Source organism: Amycolatopsis ponsaeliensis (genome assembly GCF_030182635.1).
Classification (GTDB): Bacteria; Actinomycetota; Actinomycetes; order Mycobacteriales; family Pseudonocardiaceae; genus Amycolatopsis; species Amycolatopsis ponsaeliensis.
Genome location: NZ_JAPZLD010000051.1, coordinates 66,630 through 82,905 on the forward strand (window position 1 = coordinate 66,630; position 16,276 = coordinate 82,905).

Below are 16,276 nucleotides of genomic sequence, written 5' to 3' on the forward strand. Positions count from 1 at the left end.
CCGTGGCCGCCGACCTCGTCGTCACCAACGCCGTGGTGTACACAGTGGACAAGGCCCGGCCGTGGGCATCGTCCCTGACCGTCACCGGCGGGAAGATCGTCGCGCTCGAGGACGTCGACCGCGGGCCCGGCACCGAGGTGCTGGACCTCGGCGGGGCGTTCGTCCTGCCGGGCCTGGTCGACGTGCACAACCACCACGCGATGGCCGGGCGCGCCGAGCTGTTCGAGCTCACCTTCGGTGCGGACGCGAGCTTCGACGACATCCTCGACGCGGTCCGCGCGCGAGCCGCCACGCTGGGCCCGGACGAGTGGCTGACCGGCGGGGCGTGGGCGTCCACCCTGGTGGAGACGATGTCTTCGGCGTCGGCCCGGCGCGCGCTCGACGAGGCCGCGAGTGGTCGGCCGGTCTCGCTCACCGACGACAGCCGGCACAACCGCTGGGTGAGCAGCCGGGCCCTGGAGCTGGCCGGGATCACCGCGGCCACCCCGGACCCGGCCGGCGGCGTGATCGTCCGGGACGGCGGCTCGCCCAGCGGCCTCCTCCTGGAAGCGGCGGGCGTGCTCGTCGAGCGCGTGACCGGCGCGCTGACTCCCGCGCAGCACCGCCGGGCGTCCCAGCGGGCGATCGAGATCCTGCACGGCTTCGGCGTCACGGCGTTCCAGGACGCCGGCGTCTCGACCGACATCCTGGGTGCGCTCCACTCGCTGGATCTCGCCGGGGAACTGGACGCGTGGGTGGTGTCGTCGCTGCTGGTCAACGACCCGATCTTCGGGTTCGACCCGATCGGCGCACCGCTGCTGGAGGTGGCCGGGAGGTATCGCACAGAGCACCACCGGCCGGACTTCGTGAAGATCTTCCTCGACGGCGTACCGCCCACGCGCACGGCGGCGTTCCTCGAGCCGTACCTCCCCGACGACACCCACGGCAGCTGTTTCCGCGGCTCGACGACGATGCCACCCGAGGAGCTGACGGACTGGCTGGTGAAAGCGGCCGCGGCGGGGTTTTCGGCGAAGGTCCACTGCACCGGGGACGCGTCGGTGCGGCAGTTCCTCGACGCGGTGTCCCGGGTGCGGGCCGCGGGGTACACCGAGACGCGGTTCCAGGTGGCGCACGGGCAGTTCGTCGATCCGTCCGACGTCCCGCGATTCGCGGCTCTGGGCGTGGCGGCCGACATCTCGCCGTTCTTGTGGGTGCCCGGCGTGATCCCCGACGGGATCGCGGAGGTGCTGCCGGCGGCGCGCGCGTCCCGGATGCAGCCGAACCGCACGCTGCTGGACACGGGCGCCCTGGTCGCGGGTGGTTCGGACTGGCCGGTCAGCGAGTCGCCGAACGCGTGGGAGGGCATCGCGGGCCTGGTGACGCGGCAGGACCCGCAAGGGCGGCGGCCCGGTGCGCTGTGGCCCGAGCAGGCGATCACGGTGGCCGAAGCGATCGAGGTGTTCACCCTCGGCGGGGCCCGGGCCTGCGGGCTCGACGACGTCACGGGCTCGCTGACGCCGGGCCGGTCGGCGGACTTCGTCGTGCTGGACCGCGATCCGTTCCGGACGGCCGACGTGGCCGGGACCCAGGTGGTCGAGACGTGGTTCGCGGGGCGGCGCGTGTTCCGGCGGTAGCCCGGCGCTGTACCCGCCGGTACTTTCTCCTACACTGGTAGAGAAACCAGCGCGGGAGGTGCCGGGTGCCCAAGATCATCGACCACGACCAGCGGCGCAGGGACATCGTCGAAGTCACCTGGGACCTCATCGTGCGCGGAGGCATCGAAGCCGCCACCATGCGGGAGATCGCCGCCGCGGCCGGGTTCGCCAATGGTGCCCTCAAGCTGTACTTCCCCAGCAAGGAAGACATCATCGCGGCCACCTACGAACGCGCGCTCGACATGATGCGCCAGTACGTCGAGCTCGACGGCCTTCGCGGGCTCACCGCGCTCCGCGAAATCTGCGTCTCCTCCATGCCGATCGACGAAGAGCGCATCACCGCCGGGCGGGTGCTGATGATCTTCTGGCAGATGTCGCTCGCCAACCGGGCCATGCACGACAAGTACCTCGAGCACGTCCGCGAATGGCGCGGCCTCCTGCACCGCTTCCTCGCCGAAGGCCGCGAGGACGGCGACATCGTCACCGGGACCCCCGACGAGCAGCTCGTCGACGAGATCGTCCTGCTCAACGCCGGCGCCAACGTCATGAGCCTGGTGGCGGGTGAGTTCTCCACCGTCGAGCTCCAGCACCGGCACCTGGAGTCGCTGCTCGGGAGACTCACCCGCCCCTGACTTCAGGCGAAGATCCGCCGCAAGAATCCCGCCACTTCGGCGTGCGATCGCGGCGACGCCGGCAGGTCCGTGTACAGCCCGTAGAAACCGTGGATCTGCCCCGCGTACCGGTGCAGATCGACCGCGACCCCGGCCTCGGACAGCCGCCGGGCGAACGCCTCGCCTTCGTCACGCAGGACGTCGTACTCCGCCGTCAGCACCAGCGCCGGAGGCAGGCCCGACAGGTCATCGGACCGCGAAGGCAGCACGTACGGGTCGTCCCAGGAGCCGGGGACGTACTGGGCGAAGAAGAACCGCATCGCGTCCGCCGTCATGCCGTAGCCCGTCGCGAAGTCCGCATAGGACGCGAACCCGTCGTCGGGATGGCCGAACACCGGGCAGATCAGGACCTGCGCCGCGATCGGTGGCCCGCCCCGGTCCCGCGCCATCAGCGAGACCACAGTGGACAGGTTGCCACCCGCGCTTTCCCCGCCGATCGCGATCCGGGAGGGGGCCACCGAAGGTCCGGCACCGCCCGCGGCCAGCCATTCCAGCACCGCGTAACAGTCCGAAGGCGCGGCCGGGTAAGGATCTTCGGGCGCGAGCCGGTACTCGACGGCCGCCACCGCGACCTCCGCCGAAGCGCACACCGCGCGTGACGCGACCTCGTTCTCCTCGATCGAGCCGATCGTCCAGCCACCACCGTGGATCCAGAGGAACACCGGCACCGGACCGGACGTCTCCGGCAAGTACAGCCGCACCCGGAGGCCGCCCGGGAGGTGGTGGTCGGTCACCGACGCGACCGGCGCCGTCGCACCCGGCCGCGGCCGCGATGCGGCGAACGCCGCACGCAGCTCCACCGCGGTCAACGGCCGGGCAGGCGCGTCCGGGCTCCGGTCGAGAAGCTCACGCACCGCGGGGTCGAGGCTCATACCGCCTCCGCGACCAGGACCCGCGGGGAACCCGGCAGCGTCAGCCGGTCCACCGTGCGCCATCCCGCGCCGGACAGCCAGCCTCGCACGTCCGCCTCCGGGTACACCACCGTGCCGTCGATGACGAGGTACTCCCCCGCGTGCAACGCGTCGAGCGCCCGCGGCGTGGCGTCGTCGTCCAGGAAGAAGTCGAGCAGCAGCAGCCGCGCGCCGGGCGCCGCCGCGGCCCGCGCGTGCCGCAGGATCGCCCGGTTCTCGTCGACGGTGAACCGGTGCACCACGTGGTTCACCATGACCAGGTCGAACTCGCCCTCCGGCTCGGCTTCCGGAGTCGGCACGCCGTGAACAGAAGTCCGGTCCGCGAACGGAGCCACCGCCGCGGTCACCGACGGCACCGACCGCGGGTCGTAGACGAACGTCGCTCGCAGGACGTCGTTGGCCCGCAACGCTCCGAGCGCGAACTCCGCCGAAAGCCCGCCGAGGTCGAGGAGACTCTTGCAGTCCTCGAAGTCGAAGGCGCTCGCCAGCTGCCGAGCGTGTAGGGCGTTATACACCATCACTCCGCCGAGGAAGGTGTCCCAGCGGTCGCCGGTGAGGTCGAGGTCGCCGGGTTCGCCGGTGTCGGCGGTGTGCGCGAACTGCTGCCAGTGCGGGTAGCTGATCGTCTCGAGGAACGTCAGGAAGGGCGCCAGGTCCAGGCCGTCTCCGCCGAGGTAGGCGGCGGTGTCGGCCGCGAGGGCGTAGCGACCGTCCACACGGGACAGCAGGCCGAGGGAAGCCAGGGCATCGCCGAGGATCCGGGTGATCTTCTCCGGCCGCCCGGTGCGCGAGGCCAGGTCCGCGGCGGTCAGCGGGCCGGCAGCCAGTGCCGGGAACAGGCCGATCCGGTTGGCGGCGAAGAGCTGCTGGGCGGCCATGTAGCCCACCGCGATGTCCACGATCCGTTCCGGCGTGGCTGGGGTCGTCGTCACGTCGTCCTCCTTCTGTTCGACGCGGACACTCTACATGCGTAGATAAAACCGTCCAGTGCCGATTTCCCACGCGCAGCAACGGAAATCCGTCGTGTTTCAACTTCCTACGTTTGTAGAATAAAACCATTGACACGCTCTCCGGGGAGTGTCAACATGCGTAGAACTACCCCTGCCGGCACCGGCAGTCCGGCTCGCCCGTCGCGGCGGGCGCGAGGAAGGGGAATCCATGACGCTGCTCGAAATCCGGGACCTCACCGTCGGTGTCGTCACCGAGGACGCCGAGCGCGAACTCGTGCGGGAGCTCTCGCTCGATCTCGAGCAGGGACGCACGCTCTGCGTGGTCGGCGAGTCCGGCAGCGGCAAGACGGTGACCGCTCTCTCGATCATCCGCCTGCTCGAATTCGTCGCCCCGGTGCGCACCCGCGGCGAGATCGCGATCGACGGCGTGGACGTCACGAAGCTGCCCGCCGACGCCATGCGCGCCTACCGCGGCCCGCGGATCGGCATGGTCTTCCAGGAAGCCCTCGACTCGCTGAACCCCGGCCGCCGCGTCGGCGGGCAGCTGGTCGAGGCCTACCGCGAGGCCGGGTCGCTACCCGGGCAAGCGGCCCGGCGCGGCAGTCCCCTGCGCAAGCGGGCCGAGGCCAAGGCGTGCCGGCTGCTCACCGAGGTCGGGCTCGCCGACACCGGCCGGATCCTGCGGCTGTACCCGCACCAGCTGTCCGGCGGCATGCAGCAGCGCGTGATGATCGCGCTCGCCCTGATGGCCGACCCCGACCTGCTCATCGCCGACGAGCCGACCACCGCCCTCGACGTCACCACGCAGGCGGAGATCCTCACGCTCTTCGACCGCGTGCGCCGCGACCACGGCACCGCGTGCGTGTTCATCACCCACGACATGGGGGTCGCCGCGCAGGTCGCCGACCGGATCGCGGTGATGTACCGCGGCCGCCTGGTCGAAGCGGGGTCCCGCGACGACGTCCTGACGCGACCCCGGCACCCCTACACCCGGGCGCTGCTGGGTTGCGTGCCGCAGCTCGGCGTCAGCCGCCGGGACGGCTTCCCGGTCATCTCCCCCACGATGACCCTCGAGACGCCCGCGGTGGCACAGCGTCCGGACCGGGTCCACCAAGGGGCTCCGCTCACGATCGAGCGAGTGTCCAAAGTGTACGGCCGAAAAGGACGGATCGACGCCGTCCGCGACGTCTCCCTCGAGATCCCGCCGGGCGAGTTCTTCGGCCTGGTCGGCGAGTCCGGCTCCGGCAAGTCCACCCTCGGCAGGGTGGTGACCGCGCTCGAACCGCCGACCTCGGGCACGGTCACCTTCGGCCCACACGGGATCGGACCCGCCGGGCTCACCGGCGGCGAACGCGCGTTCCGGCGGCGCGTCCAGCTGATCTTCCAGGACCCGCAGAGCTCCCTCGATCCCCGCCACACCGCCGCGCGGATCATCGCCGAGCCGCTCAAGGAGCTGACCCCGCTGCGCGGCGCCGAACTCGACCGGCGGGTCGCCGACCTCATCGACGAAGTCGGCCTGCCGAAGGACACCGCCGGCAAGCTCCCGTCCCAGCTCTCCGGCGGCCAGCGCCAGCGCGTCTCCATCGCCCGCGCGGTCGCCGCCGGGCCCGAGCTGATCGTCGCCGACGAACCGACGTCCGCGCTCGACGTCTCGGTGCAGGGCCAGGTCATGAACCTGCTGCTCGACCTGCGCCGCACCCGCACGCTGAGCCTGCTGTTCATCACCCACAACCTCAGCCTCGTGCTGTCGGTGGCCGACCGCGTCGGCGTCATGTACCGCGGCGAGCTGATCGAAACCGGCACCCCGGACGAGATCCGCCTCGCCCCGCGGCACGACTACACGCGACGGCTGCTCGCCGCGAATCCCGAACTGCCCGCCCTCCCCCACACAGGATCGACGCGCCCATGAAGAGAATTCCCTTGTTCGCCACCCTCGCCGCCGCGGCCACGCTGCTCGCCGGCTGCATGGGCGGCGCCGGAACCCAGGCCGCCGCCGACGGGCCGCCGGTCCGCGGCGGCAACCTCACCGTCGCCGTCCCCACCGATCCGCAGTCGCTCGACATGGTCGCCAACCCCGGCCAGGTGACCGCGCAGATCGGCAACATGATGTACGAGAAGCTGTTCGAAGTGGACCAGCACTTCGTCGCGCGGCCGATGCTGGTCGACACGTTCGACATCAGCCCGGACCGGCTCACCTACACCTTCAAGCTCCGCCAGGGCGTCACGTTCCAGGACGGCAACCCGCTGACCGGCACCGACGTCGTCGCGAGCCTGCAGCGCTGGCAGAAGAGCCACCGCACCGGCCAGCTGGTCACGCCGGACATCGACGCGATCGCCGCGCCGGACCCGGCCACCGTGACTGTCCACCTCAAGCGGCCGCGCTACCCGCTGATCGACGAACTGGCCGGCGCCGGCACCGAGATCTACGAGGCGAAGAACCTCGCCGGTCTTCCCGCCACCGGTTTCGGTCAGGACAAGGCCATCGGCACCGGGCCGTACAAGCTGAAGAGCTGGGACATCGGCCAGCAGCTCGTGCTGGAACGCTACGACGGCTACAAGTCGCGGTCCGAAGAGGACTGGGGTGGCCAGGCCGGCGCGAAGCACGCTTACCTCGACACGGTCACCTACAAGGTCGTCGGCGACCAGGACGCACTGGTCAACGGCCTGCAGACCGGCCAGTGGGACCACGCGATGCCGGCGAACGACCAGTACGAGCAGCTCAAGGCCAACCCGAACCTCGTCGTGCACAACCTGCCCGGCGGCAACGAGAACGTCATCATCCCCAACTTCAACCCCGGCTCGAAGTTCGCCGACCCGCGGGCGCGCAAGGCGCTGAACCTGCTGCTGGACAAGCCGGCGATCAACGCGGCGACCGGCGGCAGCAAGGATCTGACCATCGAGACCGGCGCGTTCGCCTCCCCGGACAACAAGGCGTCCTACTCGACCGCCGGCCAAGACGTCTACCAGCAGCACGACCCGGCGCGCGCGAAGCAGCTGCTCGCCGAGGCCGGGATCACCGCCGGGACGACGATCCACATCGTCACCACGAACTCCTACCCCGAGTTCGGCAAGTGGGCCGTGCTCCTCCAGGACGAGCTGGGCAAGATCGGGCTCGGCGCCAAGATCGACACCTACGACTTCGCCACCATGCTCGGCACGCTCACCAAGGACCCGGGTGGCTGGGACATCACGACGATGTTCTTCGACTCGTCGCTGACCTCGCCCGCCCAGATGCCCGCGCTCACCCTCGGCACGCTGAACGGTTCGTCGTCGCCGGAGCTGGACGGGCTGATGGCCGAGTTCAACGCCTCGACAACCCCGGAACAGGCCAAGACCGTCATCGACAAGCTGCAGGCCTTCACGTGGAAGCAGCTGTCGGTGATCACGCTCAGCCAGTCGAAGCTCTACGCCGCCTACACCCCGCGGCTCAAGGGCTACGGCGACTTCTACCGGGTGTTCTGGAACTCCTGGCTGGCGTCGTGACCGGCGTGCTGCTGCGCCGGCTGCGCGACCTGGCGATCATCCTGGTCATCGTCGGCACGATGATGTTCTTCGTCATCCGGCTGATTCCGGGCGACCCGGCCCAGGCCATCCTCGGCCCCACCGCGCGCCCGGCCGACGTCGCGGCGCTGCGCTCGAGCATGGGTCTCGACGGATCCCTGTGGCAGCAGTACCTGAGCTGGGCCGGGCACGTGCTGCGCGGCGACTTCGGGACGTCGATCACCTACCACCAGCCGGTGCTCGACGTGGTCGCCGCGCATATCGTGCCGACGCTGACGCTGGCCGTGCTCTCGACCGTCATCAGCTTCTTCCTGTCGGTCGCGATCACGGCGTGGCAGGCGGTGTCGCCACGCAACCCGCTGGCCCGCGCGCTCGACCGGTTCTCCGCGCTCGGCATGGCGATGCCCGACTTCTGGATCTCGCTGGTGCTCGTGCTCGTCTTCTCGGTGACGCTGCGGTGGTTCCCCTCCAGCGGCTACCACGACCTGCTGACCGACCCGGTGGCCGCGGTGCCCGCGCTGGTGCTGCCGGTCACGGTGCTCGTCATCGGGCAGACGGCGTTGTTCGTGCTGACGCTGCGCGAGAGCGTGCTCGGCGAACTGCCGCTGGCCTACCTGCGCACCGCCCGCGTCAAGGGTCTGCCGGAGCGGCGGGTCATGCTGAAGCACGTCCTGCCGAACGCGCTGATGCCGCTGGTCACGCAGCTCGGCAGCAACTTCGCCATGCTGGTCGGCGGGATCGTGATCATCGAGTCGATCTTCGTCGTGCCGGGGCTCGGCCACCTGCTCATGGGCGCGGTGTCCACTCGCGACTTCCCGCTGATCCAGGGCGTGACGTTGTTCGTCGCGGTGCTCTTCGTCGTGGTCAACCTGCTGGTCGACCTGTCGTACGCCCTGCTCGACCCGAAGGTGCGCGTCGCGTGAGCCGCAACCGGACCCTGGTGATCAGTTCGGTGCTGCTGGGGCTGATCGTGCTCACGGTGGTCGTGCTGCCGTTCTTCCTGCCGAGCGTCAGCGCGACAGATCCGGTGCACCGGCTGCTGCCGCCGTCGGCCGCGCACCCGCTCGGCACGGACTCGTTCGGCCGGGACGTGCTCGCCCGGCTGGTGTCCGGCGGGCGGGCGTCGCTGGGCCTGTCGGCGTTGATCACGCTCTGCGCGGCGTTCTCCGGCATGGTGATCGGCCTGGTCAGCGGGTTCTACCGGGCGGCGGACGCGGTGCTGATGCGGCTGATGGACGCGTGGATGTCGTTCCCGGCGATCATCCTGGCGATGGCGCTGGCCATCTCGCTCGGCGCGAGCATCTGGACCGAGCTCATCGCGCTCACGGTGATCTTCACGCCGTTCACCGCGCGGGTCATCCGCAGCCGCGTGCTCGGCGTCGCCGGCCGGCAGTACATCGGCGCCGCGCGCGTGTCCGGGATGAGCCGCGGCAAGATCCTGCTGGTGCACGTGTTCCCCAACGTGCTGCCGCTGGCCCTGGTGCAGGTCGTCATCCTCGCCGCGGCCGCGATGCTGGTCGACGGCGCGATGAGCTTCCTCGGCCTCGGCATCGCGCCGCCCACCCCGACCTGGGGGAACATGATCGCCGAGGGCCGGTCCTACCTGGTCACCGCGCCGTGGCTGGTGGTCGTGCCGGGCGTGACGATCATGCTCTGCGTGTTCCTGCTCAACCTCATCGGCTCCGCGCTGCGGATCGCCGTCGACGCCCGCGCCCGCACGCTCGGCGAGCTGCAGCGGCTGCGCTCGCGTCCCCGCTCCTGAGAGAGGACTTCCTTGACGCTCTCGCCTTCCCTGGCCGTGCGCCGGTTCGCCCCGGACGGCCCGCCCGCCGGTCCGCCGGTGCTGCTCCTGCACGGCTTCGCCTCCGACGGCGCGACCGACTGGGTCAGCACCGGCTGGCCGGCGGCGCTCACCGCGTCGGGCCGCCCGGTGCTCGTCCCCGACCTGCCCGGCCACGGCTCGAGCCCGGCACCCGTCGACGCCACCCCGAAGGCCGTGGTGGAAGAGCTGGCACTGGCGGTCGGCGAGGTGTCCGAAGTGGACGTCATCGGCTACTCGCTCGGCGCGCGGCTGGCGTGGGAACTGCCCGCGCGGCTGCCGGTCCGGCGGCTGGTGCTCGGCGGGATCAGCCCGCACGAGCCGTTCGGCGCGGTCGACGTCGAGGCGGCACTGGCTTTCGCCAGTGGTGGGAGGCTGCCCGCTGACCCGCTGACGGCGGCGATCGCCCGGATGATCACCGCACCCGGCCGGAACCCGGTCGCGCTGGCCCGCTGCATCGAGGGGCTGCGGCGCGAGCCGTTCACCCCGCGGGTCGGGACGATCGGCGTGCCGACGCGGTTCGTGGCCGGCCGCGACGACCCGGTCAGCGCCGGCATCGAGCACCTGGTCCGGCTGGTGCCGGGCAGCGAGCTGCTGACGGTCCCGGGTGACCACGGCGCGGCCCTGCGCGGCGCACCGTTCCGCATCGCGGCCCTCACGTTCCTCGACACGCCGTAGCCGGTCGTGAGTGGGAAACAGGGTTAGAACACTGTTTCCCGCTCACGACCGCGTCACCAGGAGCCGTCGGGGTTGACGGCGCGGTCCAGCCACAGGTGGTCGAGAGCCGTGCGGATCTCCGTGCCGTGTCTGCGGGCCAGGTCGAGCGCGCCCAGGTTGTCGGTCAGCTGCCCGGCCCGGCTCACTCCGAACAGGACGTTCGCCACCGGCGCGTACGCCAGGCAGAACGCCAGCGCCAGCTGGGCCCGCGTCGCGCCGAAGTCCGCTGCGATGGCCGTCAGCTCGGCCGAAGCGTCCACGATGGACTGACGGATGCCGCCCGGGTCGGCGCCGATCTTGCGCGCGGGGGTCGCGTTGCCCAGCAGGACACCGCCCTCGAAGACGTCCGAGGCCTGCAGCACCAGCCGTCCGCTCGCGATGTGCTTGCCGTAGAACTCGCCTTCGGCCATCGACCGGCGGGCGATGGAGTACTTCAGCTGCGCGAACTCCGGCGCCGGAAGACCTTCGCGCTCGGCGAACTCCAGTGCGAGGTCGAGGTCGGCAGCGAGCCAGTTGTTGACGCCCCAGCCACCGATCCGCCCGGCCCGGACCTGCTCGGCCACCTCCGTCACGACCCGCGCGACGTCCGGCCGCTCGCGGTAGTCCCCCACCACGACCAGGTCCGCGTGCCCGGTGCCGATCCGGCCCAGCGACGTCTCCAGCTGCCGCGCGAACCCGGCGCGCGGGTAGTCCCACAGCCACAGCTTCCCGCAGAGCACGTAGTCCTCGCGTGCGATCCCCGCCTCCCGCACGGCCTTCCCGAAGATCACGTCGGTCTGCGAGTTCTCGGCGTGCGGGCCAAAGTCGTAGTGCGCGACGTCGAACAGCCGTACGCCGGCGTCGGCGGCGGTCCGCAACAGCCGGACGGCGTCGCCGAACTCCATCCGGTCCCAGGTGTTCCACGAACCGAGGCCGAAGACCGACTTCCCGAGCACGCTCACGAGCTTTCCTTTCGTTTCAGCACATCGTTCGTCTACGATTGTAGAATGAAAGCACGAATCGTGGTGGTCACGGGTGGCGCGAGCGGGATCGGGCGAGGTGTCGCCGAAGCGTTCCTCGCCGCGGGCGACCGGGTCGTCCTCGCCGACGTCGATGCCCGCGCGGCGCACGACGTCGCCCGGGAGCTCGGCGCGGAGCACGTCGAGCTGGATATCTCCGAACCGGCTTCGGTCGACGCGGCCGTCTCGCTCGTCTCGGGCCGCTTCGGGCCGGTGGACGTGCTCGTCAACAACGCCGGGCTCGCCGGGGGCGGCGGGCCGCTCACCGACCTCGACATCGCGGTGTTCGACCGCTGCGTGCGGGTCAACTTCCGCGGCACGTTCCTGATGACCCGGGCGGTCGGCGCGCACATGGTCGCGGCAGGGACGCGGGGCGCGATCGTCAACGTCTCCTCGATCGGTGCCCGCCAGCCGACGCCCGGCCTCGGCCACTACGAAGCCACCAAAGCGGCCGTCGACGCGCTGACGCGGTCCGCGGCACTCGAGCTGGCACCGCACGGAATCCGGGTGAACGCCGTCGCGCCCGGCCCGGTACACACCCCGATGACCGCCGGGTTCGCCGCGGACCCCGCCGCCCGCGCGGCCTGGGAGGCGCGGATCCCGCTCGGCCGGATCGCCGACGTCGAGGACGTGGCGCCGGCGGTGGTCTTCCTGGCGTCCGCGAAGCACATCACCGGGGTGAGCCTGGCGGTCGACGGCGGGCAGCTGCTGACTTAGACCCGGTGGACGATCCGGCCGCCGGTCACGGTCAGCTCGACGGTGACCGACGGCAGGTCCGCCAGGGCGACGTCGAGGGGATTGCCCGCCAGGACGCAGAAGTCGGCGGCCATCCCGGGTTCGAGTGAGCCCTTCCAGCTAGCGGAGCCGTCCTGCACGGCGGCTTCGGCCGTGTAGCAGCGCAGGAGCCGCGCGGTCAGCTCCGGCGTCACGCCTCGCGCGTCGAGCAGCTCGCCGGCCGCCGCGAGGTGGACGCGCCAGTCGGGCGTGACGACCGGCGCGTCACTGCTCAAGGTCAGCCGCACCCCGGAGCCGAGGACGTCCCGCAGCGGCCACGCTTTCGCCGCGACGTCGTCACCCAAGGCGGCCGCGACCATCGGGCGCATCGCGGTCGCGATCGCCGGCTGCGTGGTCAGGCCGACCCCGGCGGACGCCATCCGGCGCAGCTGCGCGGGCGTGACGAGATCGCCGTGGACCAGGTGGTCGCCGTCCCGCAGGTGGGTCAGCGCGGCTTCGATGCTGCGCTCCCCCGTCGCGTGCACCCCGACGACCAGGCCCGCCCGGTGGGCCGCCGAGATCATCGAGGCCAGGTTCGCCGCGCGGGTGCCGTCGTCGGCGCCGTCGACCAGCAGCGCGCCGTGGGAGCCGTCGGCGTAGCAGTGGTGCGTCCAGGCCGTGCGCATCGGCGGGATCCCGTCGGCGAAGATCTTGACGCCGGTGACCGCCAGCCACTCCGGATCCGCTTCCGGCACCGGCGTTTCCAGACCACGCAAGAAGTCCGCCGTCGAACTGGCACCGTCGAGGAGGCCGAAGAGACGCAGGACGGTGACCCGCGCCCGCAGCCGGCCTTCGCGGTTCAGGGCCGCGTATTCGTCCAGGACTTCCGCCGAGAAGCACCCGGTCTCGCCGGGGCCGAGGCCGGGTTCGGTGTAGCTGGTGATGCCCAGCGAGGCGCAGACGTCGCCCGCGCGCAGGATCGCCGCCCGGCGTTCCTCGCCGGTCGTCACCGGCTTCTCCTCGTGCGGCGCACCGAGCAGCGGGTGCGGCCAGCGCGCGCCGAGCCAGGTGGCGTGCAGGTGCGCGTCGTTGATGCCGGGCAGCACCGTGCGCCCGGCGAGGTCCAGGACTTCGGTGTCCGGTCCGATGTGGCCGGCGACGTCCCCCACCGCGACGACCCGCCCGTCGCGCACGGCCAAGCCGTCCGCCACGGTGCCCACGGCGTCGAAGGTGAGCACGGTGCCCCGGTGGACCACCAGGTCGGCCGGCCGGATCCGTTGTGGCGTCATGGTTTCCTTCCGGCCCTGGACTTTATCTTCCACAACTGTAGACTAAAACGATGGCCCTGCCCACCCACACGGAGGCCGCCGTCCTCACCGGCCACCACGCGCCCCTCGAACTGCGCGAGCTGCCCCTTCCCGGGGAGCCGGAGCCCGGCGCCGCGCTCGTCCGGCTCACCTGCACCACGTTGTGCGGCACCGACGTCCACCTCTGGTCGGGCGAAATGAGCCTGCCCGGCATGCTGCCGATGGTGCTGGGGCACGAGATGGTCGGCGAGGTCGTCGCCACCGGAGCCGGCACCACCGACACCCTCGGCCGCGAAATCCGGCCCGGTGACCGCATCGGCTGGTCGGAGTCGACGTGCGGCCGCTGCCACGGCTGCACGATCCTGCGCGAGCCGGTCGCGTGCGAGCGTCGCGGCTACGGCTTTCTCCAGCGCGCCGACCGGTTCCCGTACGCCACCGGCGGACTCGCCCGGTATTGCTACGTCACGCCCGGCGCGGCGAAACTGCTGCTGCCGGACGACGTCGAGGACACGTGGGCCTCGATGTCCGGCTGCGCGGGCAAGACCGTGCTGCGCGCGGTCGCGCGGTCCGGCGGCATCCGTCCGAACGCGACGGTCGTCGTCCAGGGCGCGGGCGCGCTCGGCGTGTTCGCGACGGCCGTCGCGCGGCTCTGTGGTGCCGGGGTGGTGATCACCGTCGGCGGGCCTTCGTCCCGCCTGGAAGCGGCCGAACGGTTCGGGGCCACGGCCACGGTCTCCGTCGAGTCCACTCCGGACGAACGCGTCGAGCGGGTCCGTGAGCTGACCGGCGGCCGGGGCGCGGACCACGTCTTCGACTTCGCGGGCGGGCCGACGATCGGCGAAGAGGCCGTCGCGTTCGCGGCGCAGTGTGGGACGGTCGCGATCGTCGGGTCGACCGGGCCGGTGCCCTCCCCCGTGCCGCTGGGCACGGTGATGGGCAAGGAGCTGACGATCGCCGGATCGCTCAACGGCGACATTGCCGACTACCACCGTTCCGTGGAGTTCTTCCGCGCGTTCGCCGGCCGGATGCCCTGGGCGGAGCTGTTCAGCGCGCCGGTCGGGCTGGCCGGCGCGTCCGCCGCCGTCGAGTCGATGTCCCGGCTCGGCGAGCTCAAAGCCGTCATCGACCCCCGACTGCCCTAGGAGTGCCCGTGACGATCTCCCAGCGCCGCATCGGCCGCGACGGCCCGCTCACCGGCGTCCTGTCCCTCGGTTCGTGGCACACGTACGACCGGATGGACTTCCGCGACGCCGTCGCGCTGCTGCGGACCGCCGTCGACGCCGGCATCACCCTGTTCGACGTCGGTGTGTACGGCTTTCCGGGCAGCCCGCCGGTGTTCACCGACGTGCTGTTCTCCGCCATGGTCCGGGCCGCGGGCCTGCGGCGGGAGGACTACCAGCTGTCGGCGAAGCTCTGGCTGGAGGGATATCCGGAGCAGAGCCTGCGGGCGCAGCTGGAGAACGCGTTGTTCCGGACCGGGGTGGCGCACGCCGACCTGGTGATCCTCGGCGACCTGCGCCGCGACGACACGGATCTGCGTGCTCTGGTCGGCGACCTTGCCGCGCTGCGAGCCGAGGGCCTGATCCGCCAGTGGGGCGTGAACAACTGGTCGGCCGGCGCGGTCCACGCGGTGCACGACATCGCCCTCGCCGAGGGAGCGCCCGGTCCCGCGATCGCGCAGCTCAAGTACAGCGTCGCACGGCGGTCCATTCCGGACGGATCGCCGTTCGAATCGGTGTTCGCGCGCGGTGTTTCGCTCCAGGCATCGGACGTCTTCGAGGGCGGCGTGCTGCTCGGCAAGGGCGGGCGGCAGATCGGCCGGGACCCGGGGGCCGTCCGGCAGCGGATCGCGGACTCGGCGTCCGATCTCGCGAAGGTCGCTTCGAGCCTCGGAGCGACGCCGGCGCAGCTGTGCCTGGCTTTCACGCTCACCCATCCGGCGAACACGACGACGTTGTTCGGCGCGACCAGTGTCGAGCAGCTTTCCGACAACCTGGAGGCGGTCGCGTTGGTGGAGCGGGTGGGCGCCGCTGCCCTGCGCTCGCTCGTGGAGCCGTTCTGGGCGGACCGTGACGCCGTCGATCCCGAGGGGCCGTGACCGCGCTGTCCGCCGAGACGCTGCCCGCGGTCCGTGCCGCGATCCGCAACCTCCGCCCGGAGGAGGCAATCGGCGACCGGGACATCGTGTGGTCGGACCACGTCCTCGACAGCGGTGTGGCCGTCACGGTCCTGCGGCCCCGGCACGCCCGGCCGGACGCCCCGGGGCTGTACAGCATCCACGGCGGCGGCATGGTCATGGACGACCGGTTCGCCGACCTGCCGCGGCTGGTGGCGCTGATCGAGGAGTTCGGGTTCGTCTGCGCGACGGTCGAGTATCGGCTGGCGCCCGAGCACCCGCATCCGGCGCCCTTGGAAGACTGTTACGCGGGGTTGGTTTGGTTCGCCGGCCAGGGTTTCTCCCGGCTGATCGTGGGTGGCGGCAGCGCGGGTGGTGGGCTGAGCGCGGGGGTGGCCCTGCTCGCGCGGGATCGCGGTGGGCCGGACCTGGCGGGTCAGCTGCTGCTGTGCCCGATGCTGGACGACCGCACGTCCGCGGATCTCCCGGACCTCGTGTGGACCCGCGAAGCCAACGACTTCGGCTGGCGCAGCCTCCTGGCCGGGCGGACGTCACCGTACGCGGCCCCGGCGCGGATGCCGGACCTTTCCGGTCTGCCGCCCGCGTTCGTGGAGGTCGGCGGGGCGGAGCTGTTCCGCGACGAAGATATGGCCTACGCGCAACGGCTGGCGAGTGCGGGAGTCCCGACGGAACTGCACGTCTGGGCGGGCGCGCACCACGGCTTCGACCGCTTCGCCCCGGAGTCGGAGGTGACCCGGGCAGCGCTGGCGGCGCGGTCCTCCTGGCTCCGGCGGCTGCTCGGCGCGGGAGGTCGTGAGTGAGAAACCGTGGTAACTAGTCAGGTGGTTGCGGGGCTGGTTGGAAGCCAGGGGTTTCCGGTGATGGCGTCGCGGAGTGCGGTGATGACGTTGAGGCCGTTCTTGCCGACGGTGGAGACG

15 protein-coding genes are annotated in these 16,276 nt (G+C 71.5%); 11 read left to right on the forward strand and 4 right to left on the reverse strand.

All coding sequences use genetic code 11. The features are described 5' to 3' along the window. Positions 1 to 2: 2 nt before the first annotated feature. Complete coding sequence (locus tag QQ657_RS46600) at positions 3 to 1,613, forward strand: amidohydrolase (protein WP_284748838.1); 1,611 nt, start codon at positions 3 to 5, stop codon at positions 1,611 to 1,613. Between the two features lie 65 nt (positions 1,614 to 1,678). Continuing rightward, on the forward strand, positions 1,679 to 2,266 hold the full coding sequence (locus QQ657_RS46605) for a TetR/AcrR family transcriptional regulator (protein ID WP_284748839.1): 588 nt from the start codon (positions 1,679 to 1,681) through the stop codon (positions 2,264 to 2,266). A gap of 2 nt (positions 2,267 to 2,268) precedes the next feature. On the opposite strand, the gene QQ657_RS46610 is transcribed toward QQ657_RS46605, so the two are convergent. After that, the gene (locus QQ657_RS46610; RefSeq protein ID WP_284748840.1) at positions 2,269 to 3,177 is read right to left on the reverse strand and encodes an alpha/beta hydrolase; all 909 of its coding nucleotides are present in this window, start codon (positions 3,175 to 3,177) and stop codon (positions 2,269 to 2,271) included. Beyond that, positions 3,174 to 4,148: a methyltransferase family protein gene (locus tag QQ657_RS46615; protein ID WP_284748841.1), complete on the reverse strand. Its 975-nt coding sequence runs from the start codon at positions 4,146 to 4,148 to the stop codon at positions 3,174 to 3,176. The genes QQ657_RS46610 and QQ657_RS46615 overlap by 4 nt, the downstream gene beginning before the upstream one ends. Positions 4,149 to 4,374: 226 nt before the next feature. Here QQ657_RS46615 and QQ657_RS46620 point away from each other — a divergent pair, with 226 nt between their 5' ends. The 5 genes from QQ657_RS46620 to QQ657_RS46640 are packed head-to-tail and all read left to right on the forward strand — an operon-like array spanning position 4,375 to position 10,164. Continuing rightward, positions 4,375 to 6,075, forward strand: coding sequence for a dipeptide ABC transporter ATP-binding protein (locus QQ657_RS46620; protein WP_284748842.1), 1,701 nt, complete (start codon positions 4,375 to 4,377; stop codon positions 6,073 to 6,075). Continuing rightward, positions 6,072 to 7,649, forward strand: a complete 1,578-nt coding sequence (locus QQ657_RS46625) for an ABC transporter substrate-binding protein (RefSeq protein WP_284748843.1) — start codon at positions 6,072 to 6,074, stop codon at positions 7,647 to 7,649. The genes QQ657_RS46620 and QQ657_RS46625 overlap by 4 nt, the downstream gene beginning before the upstream one ends. Next, the gene (locus QQ657_RS46630; RefSeq protein WP_284748844.1) at positions 7,646 to 8,590 is read left to right on the forward strand and encodes an ABC transporter permease; all 945 of its coding nucleotides are present in this window, start codon (positions 7,646 to 7,648) and stop codon (positions 8,588 to 8,590) included. The genes QQ657_RS46625 and QQ657_RS46630 overlap by 4 nt, the downstream gene beginning before the upstream one ends. Continuing rightward, on the forward strand, positions 8,587 to 9,429 hold the full coding sequence (locus tag QQ657_RS46635; RefSeq protein ID WP_284748845.1) for an ABC transporter permease: 843 nt from the start codon (positions 8,587 to 8,589) through the stop codon (positions 9,427 to 9,429). The genes QQ657_RS46630 and QQ657_RS46635 overlap by 4 nt, the downstream gene beginning before the upstream one ends. 12 nt (positions 9,430 to 9,441) lie before the next feature. After that, complete coding sequence (locus QQ657_RS46640) at positions 9,442 to 10,164, forward strand: alpha/beta fold hydrolase (RefSeq protein ID WP_350310759.1); 723 nt, start codon at positions 9,442 to 9,444, stop codon at positions 10,162 to 10,164. A gap of 53 nt (positions 10,165 to 10,217) precedes the next feature. On the opposite strand, the gene QQ657_RS46645 is transcribed toward QQ657_RS46640, so the two are convergent. After that, the gene (locus QQ657_RS46645; RefSeq protein WP_284748846.1) at positions 10,218 to 11,144 is read right to left on the reverse strand and encodes an aldo/keto reductase; all 927 of its coding nucleotides are present in this window, start codon (positions 11,142 to 11,144) and stop codon (positions 10,218 to 10,220) included. Between the two features lie 45 nt (positions 11,145 to 11,189). On the opposite strand from QQ657_RS46645, the gene QQ657_RS46650 reads away from it, so the two are divergent. Further along, positions 11,190 to 11,918, forward strand: a complete 729-nt coding sequence (locus QQ657_RS46650; protein WP_284748847.1) for an SDR family NAD(P)-dependent oxidoreductase — start codon at positions 11,190 to 11,192, stop codon at positions 11,916 to 11,918. Here the strand turns inward: QQ657_RS46650 and QQ657_RS46655 are convergent. Further along, on the reverse strand, positions 11,915 to 13,204 hold the full coding sequence (locus tag QQ657_RS46655) for an amidohydrolase (RefSeq protein WP_284748848.1): 1,290 nt from the start codon (positions 13,202 to 13,204) through the stop codon (positions 11,915 to 11,917). The two genes, QQ657_RS46650 and QQ657_RS46655, sit on opposite strands and share 4 nt — an antisense overlap. A gap of 56 nt (positions 13,205 to 13,260) precedes the next feature. Here QQ657_RS46655 and QQ657_RS46660 point away from each other — a divergent pair, with 56 nt between their 5' ends. From QQ657_RS46660 to QQ657_RS46670, 3 genes are read left to right on the forward strand one after another with little or no spacing between them, the layout of a single operon-like run. Beyond that, on the forward strand, positions 13,261 to 14,364 hold the full coding sequence (locus tag QQ657_RS46660) for a zinc-binding dehydrogenase (RefSeq protein ID WP_284748854.1): 1,104 nt from the start codon (positions 13,261 to 13,263) through the stop codon (positions 14,362 to 14,364). A gap of 8 nt (positions 14,365 to 14,372) precedes the next feature. Continuing rightward, positions 14,373 to 15,320, forward strand: coding sequence for an aldo/keto reductase (locus QQ657_RS46665; RefSeq protein WP_284748849.1), 948 nt, complete (start codon positions 14,373 to 14,375; stop codon positions 15,318 to 15,320). After that, entirely contained in the window at positions 15,317 to 16,159 is an 843-nt protein-coding gene (locus QQ657_RS46670; protein ID WP_284748850.1) for an alpha/beta hydrolase, read from the forward strand. Before QQ657_RS46665 ends, QQ657_RS46670 begins: the two co-directional genes overlap by 4 nt. Positions 16,160 to 16,276: the final 117 nt, after the last annotated feature.

Bases quoted from the DNA above. Each gene is read 5' to 3' on its own strand.
- QQ657_RS46610 (WP_284748840.1), bottom strand. From the start codon at position 3,177: ATGAGCCTCGACCCCGCGGTGCGTGAGCTTCTCGACCGGAGCCCGGAC.
- QQ657_RS46620 (WP_284748842.1), top strand. From the start codon at position 4,375: ATGACGCTGCTCGAAATCCGGGACCTCACCGTCGGTGTCGTCACCGAG.
- QQ657_RS46625 (WP_284748843.1), top strand. From the start codon at position 6,072: ATGAAGAGAATTCCCTTGTTCGCCACCCTCGCCGCCGCGGCCACGCTG.
- QQ657_RS46650 (WP_284748847.1), top strand. From the start codon at position 11,190: ATGAAAGCACGAATCGTGGTGGTCACGGGTGGCGCGAGCGGGATCGGG.
- QQ657_RS46655 (WP_284748848.1), bottom strand. From the start codon at position 13,204: ATGACGCCACAACGGATCCGGCCGGCCGACCTGGTGGTCCACCGGGGC.